Genomic DNA, 12,669 nt, shown 5'->3' on the forward strand with positions numbered 1-12,669 from the left:
TGTAGTAATCGTTATATTTTTATTTTGATAATCGATGTAAAGTAAATGTCATTGCCGTCATTAGTAAGAAAGCCATTACTTGATGCAATAATCCCAGCCAAAGTGGAACACTGTAAAGTAAAGTAAATACGCCTAACAGGAACTGCAAAAATACAATCAATACCAATATATTAATTCCTTTTTTCTGAAGCGATGTAAGAATATGTTTTTTACTGGTGAGATAAAGTGCGAGAATTAATCCTACCACGACGTACGCCATCGTTCGGTGTACGAATTGAACGCCGCTTTTTCCTTCAATAAAATTCAAAAACAATGTGCTTTTTTCTATAAAAACGCTATCGTGAATGAATTGTCCGTCACTCATTAAAGGCCAATAATTGTGAATTAATCCTGCGTTCAAACCCGCAACAAAACCTCCATAAATGATTTGGATAATTAGAAAAACTAATGCGACACGCGCAAGATTTCGCAATGGAAGTAATACAGTCACTTTATTTGGATAGATCAAATCCAGAGCTACCCAAAGTGTGTAAGCAAAGGTAATAAAGGCAAATGTGAGATGTAATGCCAATCTAAAATGGCTAACATCTGGATTGTTTATTAATCCGCTTCGTACCATAAACCAACCTAGAAATCCTTGAAAAGCGCCCATGAATAACAAAAGCACGCATTTTTTGATGGTTTCCTTCGAAAGACGTTTCTTGAACAAGAAATAAACAAAGGGAACAATAAATGCCAAACCAATTATTCTTCCTATAAAACGGTGGAACCATTCCCAAAAATAAATGAATTTGTAGTCACTTAACGTAAAATCATTGTGGATGTTTATTTTTTGATATTCTGGAAATTTTTTATATTCGTCGAAAGCTTGTGACCATTTTTCTGCTGTCAAAGGAGGAAAAGTATCGGTTACTAAATGCCAGTCGGTCATTGATAAACCGGAATTGGTCAATCGGGTAATTCCTCCAACGACAACCATCATAAACAATAATAAGCATCCCGATAACAACCAAATGATTACGTAATTATTCTCTTTCTTCATTGTCTGAAATTAATTTATGCAAAGATATTTGAAATGTAATTAATTGTTAATTCAACAAGCGTTAATCTTTAATCCAATTTTTGCAGCTCTTTTTAGCATGAATTGATATGCTGGCTCATATTCATTCGGAATTTCTCCTTCTAAAATCGCTTCTTTTATGGCTTCTTTTAGCATACCGATTTCTTTGGATGGCTTTAAATTGAATTTTTCCATTATTTCCTCTCCTGAAATTGGTGGCTGAAAATTACGAACATGATCGCGTTCTTCAACTTCCACAATTTTCTGGCGTACAATTACAAAATTATTGTGGTATTTCTTGAATTTATTAGCGTTTTTTGTAGTGATATCAGCTTCGCACAGCGTCATCAGATTTTCAACATCTTCACCAGCGTCAAAAACTAAACGACGTACCGCTGAATCCGTAACAGTGTCTTGTGATAAAACGATCGGACGCGAACTCATCATGACCATTTTTTGCACAAATTTCATTTTTTGATTTAAAGGCATGTGCAAACGCTCAAATATTTTCTTTGCCATTTTTCCGCCAAGAAATTCATGTCCATGAAAGGTCCAGCCTTGTTTTTTATTAAAGCGTTTTGTCGGTGCTTTTCCAATGTCGTGTAGTAATGCTGACCAGCGCAGCCAGACATCATCAGTATGCGGACAAATATTATCAACAACCTCAAGTGTGTGATAGAAATTATTTTTATGCGTGTGGCCTTCTATTTCTTCAACTTGATTCAAAGCGGTTAATTCTGGAAGAATAATATCTAATAGACCGGTTTTGAATAAAAGCAGAAATCCTATGGAAGGTTTGTCTGTAGAAAGTATTTTATTCAATTCATCAACAATGCGTTCTCCGGAAATGATTTTGATGCGGTGTGCGTTTTTGGTGATGGAATTCAATGAATTTTCTTCGATTTCAAATCCCAATTGGTTCGCAAAACGAATGCCTCTCAACATGCGCAATGGATCATCAGAAAAAGTGATGTCTGGATCCAAAGGAGTTTTTATTACCTTATTTTCTAAATCAGATAAGCCATTGAAAGGATCTGAAAGTTTTCCAAAATTAGCGGTGTTCAACGATAAAGCTAACGCGTTTATGGTAAAATCACGCCGATTTTGGTCGTCTTCTAATGACCCATTTTCTACGACAGGATTGCGACTCTCAAAATGATAGGATTCCTTCCTTGCGCCTACAAACTCAATTTCAGTATCATCAAAACGCAACATCGCTGTTCCATATGTTTTGAAAACTTGAACTTTTGGTTTTTTTGGAAGTAATTGAGAAACTTTTAAAGCCAATTCAATTCCGCTTCCTACGGCAACAATATCAATGTCTTTTCTTGAGTCTCGTTTCAAAAGCAAATCTCTTACGAAACCGCCAATAACGTAACTTTCTATGTTAAGTTCTTGGGACGCTTGGGAAATTACTTGAAAGATTCTATTTTGTAAGGCTTCTTTGTAGTTCATTCGGTCAGTCACTAATTTATTTTTTTGCCGCAGATTCACAGATTTTTAATTTTAAAAATGATTTAAGCTAATTTTTTGACATTACGATTCGCTTGTGTTCTAATGAAGATTTGTTAAAATTTACTAAAAGAGCTAATTCACTTTTAGATACTTTTAAATAATTTAAGCATTGAGAAATATGACTATTATTAAAAGATTCACAAGATTTTATTTCAAGAATTATAGTATCGAAAACTACAAAGTCCACATAAAATTTATGTTTCAAAATAGTATCTTTATAATTTACATTATATTCTTTTTCTCTTTCAAATGGAATTTTAGCATTATTAAATTCAAATGCTAATGCATCTTTATATACTATTTCTGAAAATCCTTTTCCAAGATTTTTATGTACTTCAAATAAAATTCCAATTATTTGATACGTTTCTTCTTTAAATAAATATTGAGACATAAATTTTTAAATCTTAGTTAATTCATTTTTATAAAAAAAATCTGTGAATCTGCGGTAAAAAAAAATCTATTTCCGAATCACTTTCACCTGAGAGTCATTCGTTAATTTTATTATTGTTGACGGTTTTCCACCAATTTTTTCACGGTGCAAATTTACAACATAGTCTACACCTTTTATAATTTCCGGACTAATATCTTTGAAGGCAATGGGAGTAGGTTGACCTGAAACATTTGCAGATGTCGAAACCAATGGTTTTTTCATTTTTTCCATTAATTTAAAGCAAAAGGGTTCTTTTACAACGCGTATTCCCAATGAGTTATCCGAAGAGATGATATTGGGAGCAACATTTCTGGGTTTGTCCAATATTAGCGTAGTTGGTTTTTCGGATAAGTCAATGATTTGCCACGCTACTTCGGGAATGTCTTTAAAAACATTGTACATCATTTTTTCACCATTCATCAAAACAATCATGCTTTGGGTTTCGGCTCTTTGCTTAAGTTGGTATATTTTGGCAACAGCCTCGGCGTTAGTGGCATCACAACCAATTCCCCAAACGGTGTCAGTAGGATACAGGATAATTCCGCCTTCTTTTATAACTTCGTAGGCTTTGTGAACTTCTTCGTTAATTTCCATGGTAATATCAAATTTTTTGTTGTAAAAATAGCCATTCTTATTCGTAAATCTTATATTAATAAAGAATAACGGTTAATAAAATTAGCGCCATAATGATTTAAAAATTGACTACTGATTGTTTATTTACATTGGCATTTGGAATACAAATGTAAATTAATTTTAAATTTTTAAAACATTACGTTATTAGGATGCTATTTTTCATATTAAATTTTAATGTTATTTATAAACTTAGTAGTTTTGCAAAAAAAAATATTTATAATGATTTGTAGCATTAACCCAAAAGCGTTATTAAATGAAAATGAAATTTTTGATTTAATTAAAAGATTTCATACCTCGGGAGATACTGTTGTAAAAGGAAATCGAAATGAAATAAAATTTTTTAAAAATGAATTGTATAGCTGTAATATTAAATCATTTAAAAAGCCTATTTTTATTAATAAGATTATTTATTCTTATTTGAGGAAATCCAAAGCGGAGCGTTCTTTTGAATATGGTATGCTTTTAACAGAGAGAGGAATTGGAACTCCAAAACCTATTGCATATGTAGAAAAATTTGATTGGATTGGTTTAACTGAAAGTTTTTATTTTTGTGAACATATTACTTTTGATTTCATGTTTCGAGATCTAGTTGAAATGGAAAATTTTCCGAATCTCGAAAATATTTTAAGGCAATTCACAAGGTTTTCTTTCGATCTCCATGAGAAAGGAATTGAATTTTTAGATCATTCTCCTGGAAATACGTTAATTAAAGAAACTTCTGTTGGTAACTATGATTTCTTGTTGGTTGATTTGAATAGAATGCGTTTTCATCAAGAAATGACCTTTAATATGCGAATGAAAAATTTGCGTAAACTTGTTACAAGGAATGAAATGATTGTAATAATGAGTGAGGAATATTCTAAATTATATCATAAGTCGTACGATGAAACAGTTGCGAAATTAAGATTCTATACGACTAAATTTCAACAAAAACATTATAAAAAACTTAGGATTAAATCATTTTTTAAAAACTAATCATATAATAATATATTAAATTGTACAATCTTTAATTTTAAAAAAGTTCAATAAAAAAGTTATGAAATTGAAATTATCTGTTATTGTAATTGCCTACAACGAAGAGAGAATAATTGAAAAATGCTTGCAAAAATTGTATTGGGCTGACGAAATTATAGTTGTCGATTCTGGTAGCACAGATAATACTGTTGCTATTTGTGAAAAGTATAATGCCAAAGTCATATTTAACAAATTTGTTGATTACGGAACACAGAAACACTTTGCAGTTCAGCAAACATCTTATGACTGGGTTTTATCTTTAGATGCGGATGAAGTGTTATTGGATGAATTGATAAGTGAAATAATAAAACAATTTAAATTAAACAACACTGCAATAGTTGGTTATTATTTAAAATGCAGACACGTTTTTTTGGGTAAAGTATTCATGTATGGAAATGAAAGTAATAGGAATATTTTACGATTGTTTAATAAGAAGTTTGGTAATTTTGATTTGAAAAGTGTTCATGAAAGCATTTGTGTGCGTGGTAACACACATAAATTTAAAAACGCATATTTGCATTATACGACTGATTCCTTGCAGGGTTATATTAATAAACTTAATAAATATACCCAGTTGTATGCTGAAAATAAATTTTTAAGAAATAAAAAATACTCACTTTTTGAAATTATTATAAAAACAAAGTTTGAATTTATTAAAAAATATTTTTTTGAATTTAATTTCATGAACGGAAAGGAAGGTTTTTATTGGGCCTATTTTTCTGCTTTTTATACAGGAGTCAAGTGTATTAAAACAAATGAAAAGTATCATTTAAGTAAAAAATAACTACCTCATTTTATTCCTTAAATTTTATCCATAATGCACGTAGTTGGGCGAATCGATACGAACTGTTTTTTGAAAAAGTTAACGGATCATTATTATATGTTTCTCCCAATCGTAAAATTTTTTTATAAAAATAACTTGATGGAACTCCCCAGTTGCAAGCAAATGTTAGGCGCCCATTATTTCGAACCACTCTTTCGGTACTTTTAGACTGGAAATGGTAAACTAAACTGCTGCCAATTCCTCTGAAATTTCTAACACCTGCTTGCCATAGTTTCATACTAAAATCAGGATCAGAACCAAATCCGGGGGAATATGCAACACCATAGCCACCGACTTGGTCCCAAAGCTTTTTATGCACAACAGATGGAGGCCATGAAGCACCATGCCAATCTTCTTTTTTGACAGTTTTTACAAAAGCAAGTAATCTATCTTCATCAAAAGTAGTAGCAGTTAGTCCAAAATTATGTGGTGTAATTGCGCATTTATTTTTTATGCCTATGGGTTCAATCATAGTTGCTGAAAAATAAAAATAATCATCTTTATTCTCTTTAATGGCGTCAATTAGATATTTATCCCAATTTGGACAGGCATACATATCGTCGTTCATATATAAGATATAATCGGTGGTTGCTAGTTTTGCCATGGCATTCATTGCATGGCACACTCCCACATTTTCAAAGCTATGAGTAAATGCTAATTGCTGTTCACGTACCCATTCTAATGTTCCATCATTCCCCTGATTTACATGAATAATTATCTGATGATTTTCGGCTGAATTTTTAGAGATGCTAGCGACGCAAATTTTTAATATGTCTAAATTATTCCATGATGGGATTAAAATTGAAAACTTAGAGTTTGTAATTTCTTGTCCGGTGTAAGACAAAATGGGCAGGTCATATTGCATTGAAGTGTTTTTTAAGTATTTGTATTTTAGTGTTTTGGACAACTTATAAGGTTTAAGTATGAATTTATAATCTGCTTGGAAATATCTTCATCATTAAATCTTTGCACATATTCAAAACCTTTTTCTTCAATTTCTTTACGTAAAGCATCATTTTGTAGTAATGTCTTAAGTGCTTTTTCCATTTCATTGACACTTGTTGGATTTACATAAACAGAATTTGGTCCTCCAGCTTCTGCGAAAACGCCACCACGAGTTGTTATTACAGGAGTTTTTGAATATAATGCTTCAATAATTGGTATTCCAAATCCTTCATAGAGTGATGGATATACAAATACTTTAGCAAGTTTGTATAGTATTGCCAATTCCTGAAGGCTTAATCCTTTTAGGAATATAACTTTATTTTCTAAATGATGCTCAGAGATATAGTTTTTAATTTCGTTTGTGTAAGCGGTTTCTTTGCCAACAATAACTAAACAGGTGTCTATGTTTTTTACTGCTTTCACAGCTAATAAAATGTTTTTTCTAGTCTCAATTGTGCCTACGTTAAGAATAAATTGTTTAGGTAAATTAAATTTAGTAATAACTTCTTTGTATTCGTCGTCTGAAAAGTCTTTTTTAAAAACGGCATGACATCCCTGATAAATAACTTTTATTTTTGAAGCGTCAATTTTTAGAAACTCAACAATGTCTTTTTTTGTTTGTTCACTAATCGCTAAAACCAAATCAGCTTGTTGAGCGGCTTTTTTAAATTTATAAAAATGAATTTTTCTGTCAAAGAAAGAATAAAGATGTGGGTATTTAACGAATATTAAATCGTGAATCGTAACTACACTTTTAATGTTTTTAGCACGTAATCCACGAGGAATTTCTCCGGATAATCCATGAAAAATATTGATTTTATCTTTTACTAAATCTTCTGTAACTCCTCTTTGTCTCCAAAAATTATAAAATTTTGAGTAAAAAAAAGAAGATGGTTTTTTCTCAAAAACGTTAATGTTATTTGCTTCAAATAGTTTTACGTCTGAAAATTTAGGATTGTATAAGAAATAATTATTTTCAGGAGAATATTGGCTGAGTAAGCGTATTAAATCCCGGCTATAATTGCCAAGTCCTGTTTTATTATGAAAAACTCTTTTTGCTTCAAAGCCAATATTCATTTTTTTTATTTTTACTACTTGTTATACCGCTACGTCATATTCGCGTAAAGCATTGTTCAATGATGTTTTCAAATCTGTTGAAGGCTTACGTGTTCCAATGATTAAGGCACAAGGCACCTGAAAATCTCCTGCTGGAAACGTTTTTGTATAACTTCCGGGAATCACTACTGAACGAGCAGGAACAAAACCTTTCATTTCAATAGGAGTTTCACCTGTAACATCAATAATTTTTGTAGAGGCAGTCAAGCAAACATTGGCACCAAGAACGGCTTCTTTTCCAACGTGAACTCCTTCAACCACGATACAACGCGAACCAATAAAAGCACCGTCTTCTATAATAACCGGAGCAGCTTGTAATGGTTCTAGAACACCACCGATACCAACGCCACCACTTAAGTGTACGTTTTTGCCAATTTGAGCACAGCTTCCTACGGTTGCCCATGTGTCTACCATTGTTCCTTCGTCAACATAAGCACCAATATTTACATAGCTTGGCATTAGGATAACACCACTAGAAATATACGCCCCGTAACGCGCTACTGCATTAGGAACCACACGAATTCCTTTCTCCGCATAACCTCTTTTCAATAACATTTTGTCATGGTATTCGAAAATTCCAGACTCTAATGTTTCCATTTTTTGAATTGGGAAATACATTACCACCGCTTTCTTTACCCATTCGTTTACTTGCCATCCCTCTCCAACTGGTTCAGCAACACGTAATTTTCCGGTATCTAATAATTCGATCACTTCTCTGATAGCATTGGTAGTTTTCGTTTCTTGTAACAAAGCACGGTTTTCCCAAGCTTGTTCTATGATAGTCTGTAATTGATTCATTTTTTTATCGTTTTAGGGTTATAAATTTTTTAATGGATTTCCTTTTATTTTAATGTATTTTTCTCCAATTAATCTTGCTCCACTTGTATTTAAGTGGTTAAAGTTTCTGTAAATTATAGTATTGTTTAGTTCTAAATCACATTTGTCATCTTTACACATTGCATCATTTAAGTCAATTACCATAATAGAAGGAAATTTTTTTTTCATTACATAAACAATGTAATTTTTAGCTCTTGGAGTAAATGGTATCGAAAAATCTCTTTCGGAAAAAAAAACAGTTTTTCCTGTTTTTAATAACTTAAGTTTGTGTAAATCCATTTCTGATGTTGCTCTTAAACAATCAAACAGTACGATTTTTTTGCCAGATTGAACTAAATTTCCAATGGTATTTATTGTAGATCGATAGTTTATGTTATCAGGATTTGAAAATTCTTCCCAACTTGCAGCAATAAAAATGGTTTTAAATTTTTTTGCATATTCTAATCTTTTTATTGCATATTCTGCTGGGAAAATAGGAGAACCGTCATCATTTAATTTATTTAAAAATGGGTATCCTCCAGCAGCACTGTCGTGTATGTATAATCCGGCATCTTTAGCTAAAACATCAAGAAAAGCTGCCGTGTGGTTTGCAAAAGAATCTCCTATCAGAAGCCCGTCTAATGTATCTTTTTGTATTCCTAAAAAACATTCTTCACAATTTCCTATTTTAAATTTGTCAAAACATTGTTTTCTGATTTTATTTGGATAATTGGTTTTTGGGGTAAATTCTGAAAGTTCAGGAAATCGTTCGGGAAACCCATCTTTAGCATCTAAAACAGCGTATATAAAAGTAATCGTTACAAAGGATGGTAGCAAAACAACCAGTGCCGTTTTTCTGAAGTCATATTTATACTTTGTTCTATAGGGCTGTTCTACAAAACGCCAAGAGAAAAACGAGATAATGAAAATAAAGATTAGTGAATAAATTCGTGTAATTCCATCTAAATTGATTCCCAGATACTGGATGAAAACAAATACTGGCCAATGCCATAAATAGAGGGAGTAAGAGAGTAAACCGATAAAAACCAAACCTTTGTTTTGTAATAGTTGATTAACAATACCCTGGTTTTTAGAGTCTTTTCCTGTGAAAATAAGTAGAGCTGTTCCTAGACAGGGCCAGAACGCATTTAATCCTGGAAATAAGCTCAATTTATTTAATACCACGGCTGGAATTAAGATCAAGGATAAACCAATTAACGAAATAAAGCTATTCTTAGGTTTAGATAATGAAGGTAGTCTTTCCCAATACATAGCTAAGCATGCGCCAATTGTGAGCTCAAATATACGTGCTGGCAACAAAAAGTAAGCCATGGTTGGATTAGTATGTACTAAATAAACGGAAAGTATAATTCCAAGTATTAGAAAAAGAAACATAAAGGCAAACCTTTTTTGTAAACTCAATTTTTTGTGCAAAAACAATAATAAAAGAGGCCATAAAAAATAGAACTGTTCTTCAACCGATAATGACCAAGTGTGCAGAAATGGGATTAGATCTGAATTTTCGGCAAAATAATCTCCATTGTTTATCCACAAATAAAAATTATTAGTAGAAAGTAAGGTATGAATTAAAGTTCTGGAGTAGAATTCCAGATTATTAGAGAACAAAAATAAATAGGCTGGAATAGTTATTACAAGCATCACAAACACAAGCACAGGAATTATTCGTCTAATTCGTCTTAAATAAAACTGTTTAAAAGAAAAAGAATTTGTATTCATTTCTTTATCAATAGTCAACGTAATTAGAAAACCAGAAAGAACAAAAAAAACATCAACTCCTATATAACCTCCTTTGATAAAAGAAAAGTTTGCGTGATATAAAATTACTAATAATACAGCAATTGCTCGAATTCCATCAATATCAGGGCGGTAAGAAAAGTTAAATTTCATGAAATTGCTTTTTGGACAAAGATAGAATTTTATACCAAAATCAAAAGTAAATTTTTATTTGATGATGTTACACTTTCAACTTTTTGTGGTTGTTTTACTTAAAATTAATTTTAGATTAAAATGTTTTACATTTGTGCTGTAAAATATTGCATCAGAGAAACAACTATTTAATTTTAAAAAATTTAAGTGTTTAAATAATAGTAACATTCTTGTTTTTAAAAGAGGTGTCTGTTTATTACATTAAAAATAATCCGTAAACTATTTTTATGTTTGGATTTACCAAACATAATATTTCATACAGTTTTTAATTTTATATAAAATGCCAAGAATACTTTCCATAGACTACGGTCAAAAACGAACCGGAATAGCGGTTACCGATGAAATGAAAATCATAGCCTCCGGATTAACAACCATTCCATCCGCAACTGCAATTGCTTTTTTGAAGGACTATTTTTCCAAAGAGAAAGTTGAAGCTGTTCTTATTGGTGAACCCAAACAAATGAATGGTGAACCTTCAGAAAGCGCTGCTATCATTAAAGGTTTTGTAACGCATTTTACCAATCATTTTCCGGATATGAAAGTCATTCGGGTAGATGAACGTTTTACTTCAAAAATGGCTTTTCAAACGATGATTGACAGTGGGCTTAGTAAGAAACAGCGTCAAAATAAAGGTCTTATCGACGAGATTTCGGCAACGATAATGCTGCAAGATTATTTGAGTCGAAAGATCTTTTAAAAATTCAAAACAAAATAGATTAGAAGACTACGATTGACTAGTAAACCGTACTTTTTAACACTAATTTGTTACATTTTTTTTGCATTTATAAAGTATCTTTGCACTTTAAAATTTTGTTATGCCCGATACAACAATTCGTTCGCAAAGTCACGTAGTTCTTATAGGAGCTGGAATAATGAGCGCCACACTTGGCTTAATCCTCAAAGAATTACAACCCGATATAAAGATTGAAATTTACGAAAGATTAGATATGGCTGCTGCCGAAAGTTCTGATGCATGGAATAATGCCGGAACCGGACATTCCGCTTTTTGCGAGCTTAATTATACTCCAGAGAGTATAGATGGAAGCATCAATCCCAAAAAAGCAATCAGTATTGCAGAGTCATTCGAGGTTTCTAGACAGTTTTGGGCCTATTTAGTGCAACAAAACAAAGTTTCGTCACCTGAAAATTTCATTAAAAGTATACCGCACATGAGTTTTGTTTGGGGGGAAAAAAATGTAGCATACCTTAAAACAAGATTTGAGGCTTTACATTTGAATCCTCTTTTTAAACAAATGGTTTTCAGTACTGATTTTGCGCAATTAAAAGAATGGATGCCTCTTGTAATGGAAGGCAGATCAGAATCTGAGAAAGTCGCCGCAACCTCAGTGGCAATTGGAACTGATGTTAATTTTGGAGAGTTAACCCGAAGTATTTTTAGTTATCTAACTACATTGGATGGCGTTACAATGTATTTCAACCATGAAGTTCAAAAATTGAGACAGCGTGAAGATAAATCGTGGCGAATAAAAGTTACGGATTTGGCTACAGGCCAAAAAAGAAAAGCCTATACCAAATTTGTTTTTATTGGAGCTGGTGGAGGATCGCTGCCATTATTAGAGAAAGCAAATGTTCCGGAAGGAAAAGGCTACGGCGGTTTCCCGGTAAGCGGACAATGGTTAAAATGTACAAATCCTGAAGTGATTGCTAAACATCAGGCCAAAGTATATGGAAAAGCGAGTGTGGGCGCACCACCAATGTCAGTTCCGCACATAGACTCCCGAATGATAAATGGAGAAAGGCAACTACTTTTTGGACCTTTTGCGGGTTTTTCTACTCGATTTTTAAAAAATGGTTCGTATTCTGATTTGCCACTATCTATAAAATCAGATAATATCATTCCTATGATTGCTGCAGGAATTAAAAATATTCCTCTTACAAAATATTTGATCGAGCAAGTGCGTCAGTCACCTAAAGACCGAATCAATGCGCTGCGAGAATATGTTCCTGGCGCTAGAGGCATAGATTGGAAATTAGAACGTGCTGGACAACGTGTTCAAGTGATAAAAAAAGATGAAAGAGGAGGTGGAATATTAGAGTTTGGTACAGAGGTAATCACAACTACTGATGGAACTTTAGCTGTTTTACTAGGCGCTTCTCCTGGGGCTTCAACAGCAGTTTCTATTATGATTGATTTAATAGAAAGATGTTTTAAAGATCAATTTAAAACTCCGGAATGGCAGGAAAAATTAAAAATTATGATTCCATCTTATGGGCAGACTTTGAATGATAATCCCTCTTTATTAGTTGAAATTAGAGCATTAACGGCTTCCGTTTTAAAATTGAATAATTAGAAAATCCAGAAATAAAACAAAAGGCGCTGGATTTAAGTATTTTTAATTCCAGCGCTTT

The 12,669-nt window shown here is 32.3% G+C and carries 12 protein-coding genes; 4 read left to right on the forward strand and 8 right to left on the reverse strand.

What is annotated here, in order from left to right:
- Positions 1-19: 19 nt before the first annotated feature.
- The 4 genes from ACNQGJ_RS06425 to ACNQGJ_RS06440 form a co-directional block, all read right to left on the reverse strand.
- Entirely contained in the window at positions 20-1,042 is a 1,023-nt protein-coding gene (locus ACNQGJ_RS06425; RefSeq protein WP_417972293.1) for a COX15/CtaA family protein, read from the reverse strand.
- Positions 1,043-1,093: 51 nt separating this feature from the next.
- The gene (locus ACNQGJ_RS06430; protein WP_417972373.1) at positions 1,094-2,515 is read right to left on the reverse strand and encodes a CCA tRNA nucleotidyltransferase; all 1,422 of its coding nucleotides are present in this window, start codon (positions 2,513-2,515) and stop codon (positions 1,094-1,096) included.
- A 67-nt stretch (positions 2,516-2,582) separates the two neighbouring features.
- Entirely contained in the window at positions 2,583-2,966 is a 384-nt protein-coding gene (locus ACNQGJ_RS06435) for a GxxExxY protein (protein ID WP_417972294.1), read from the reverse strand.
- 66 nt (positions 2,967-3,032) lie between these two features.
- Positions 3,033-3,599 carry an L-threonylcarbamoyladenylate synthase gene (locus ACNQGJ_RS06440; protein WP_417972295.1) on the reverse strand — a complete coding sequence of 189 codons (567 nt, stop codon included), beginning with the start codon at positions 3,597-3,599 and terminating at the stop codon, positions 3,033-3,035.
- 258 nt (positions 3,600-3,857) lie between these two features.
- Here ACNQGJ_RS06440 and ACNQGJ_RS06445 point away from each other — a divergent pair, with 258 nt between their 5' ends.
- A complete protein-coding gene (locus ACNQGJ_RS06445) occupies positions 3,858-4,613 on the forward strand; it encodes a Kdo domain containing protein (protein WP_417972296.1) in 756 nt (251 codons plus the stop codon).
- Between the two features lie 61 nt (positions 4,614-4,674).
- Positions 4,675-5,436, forward strand: a complete 762-nt coding sequence (locus ACNQGJ_RS06450; protein ID WP_417972297.1) for a glycosyltransferase family 2 protein — start codon at positions 4,675-4,677, stop codon at positions 5,434-5,436.
- Positions 5,437-5,446: 10 nt separating this feature from the next.
- Here the strand turns inward: ACNQGJ_RS06450 and ACNQGJ_RS06455 are convergent, their stop codons facing one another.
- Genes ACNQGJ_RS06455 through ACNQGJ_RS06470 form a run of 4 tightly spaced genes read right to left on the reverse strand, consistent with a single transcriptional unit; the run spans position 5,447 to position 10,260 of the window.
- Positions 5,447-6,340: a glycosyltransferase family 2 protein gene (locus ACNQGJ_RS06455; protein ID WP_417972298.1), complete on the reverse strand. Its 894-nt coding sequence runs from the start codon at positions 6,338-6,340 to the stop codon at positions 5,447-5,449.
- 26 nt (positions 6,341-6,366) lie between these two features.
- Positions 6,367-7,497: a glycosyltransferase family 4 protein gene (locus tag ACNQGJ_RS06460; protein WP_417972299.1), complete on the reverse strand. Its 1,131-nt coding sequence runs from the start codon at positions 7,495-7,497 to the stop codon at positions 6,367-6,369.
- 21 nt (positions 7,498-7,518) lie between these two features.
- Positions 7,519-8,334, reverse strand: coding sequence for a 2,3,4,5-tetrahydropyridine-2,6-dicarboxylate N-succinyltransferase (locus tag ACNQGJ_RS06465; RefSeq protein WP_417972300.1), 816 nt, complete (start codon positions 8,332-8,334; stop codon positions 7,519-7,521).
- Positions 8,335-8,352: 18 nt separating this feature from the next.
- The gene (locus ACNQGJ_RS06470) at positions 8,353-10,260 is read right to left on the reverse strand and encodes an acyltransferase family protein (protein ID WP_417972301.1); all 1,908 of its coding nucleotides are present in this window, start codon (positions 10,258-10,260) and stop codon (positions 8,353-8,355) included.
- Positions 10,261-10,579: 319 nt separating this feature from the next.
- On the opposite strand from ACNQGJ_RS06470, the gene ruvX reads away from it, so the two are divergent.
- Positions 10,580-10,996 carry a Holliday junction resolvase RuvX gene (gene ruvX, locus ACNQGJ_RS06475; RefSeq protein ID WP_417972302.1) on the forward strand — a complete coding sequence of 139 codons (417 nt, stop codon included), beginning with the start codon at positions 10,580-10,582 and terminating at the stop codon, positions 10,994-10,996.
- A gap of 118 nt (positions 10,997-11,114) precedes the next feature.
- A complete protein-coding gene (locus ACNQGJ_RS06480; RefSeq protein ID WP_417972303.1) occupies positions 11,115-12,611 on the forward strand; it encodes a malate:quinone oxidoreductase in 1,497 nt (498 codons plus the stop codon).
- The last annotated feature ends 58 nt before the right edge of the window (positions 12,612-12,669 follow it).

The organism is Flavobacterium cryophilum (assembly GCF_048286555.1).
GTDB lineage: Bacteria > Bacteroidota > Bacteroidia > Flavobacteriales > Flavobacteriaceae > Flavobacterium.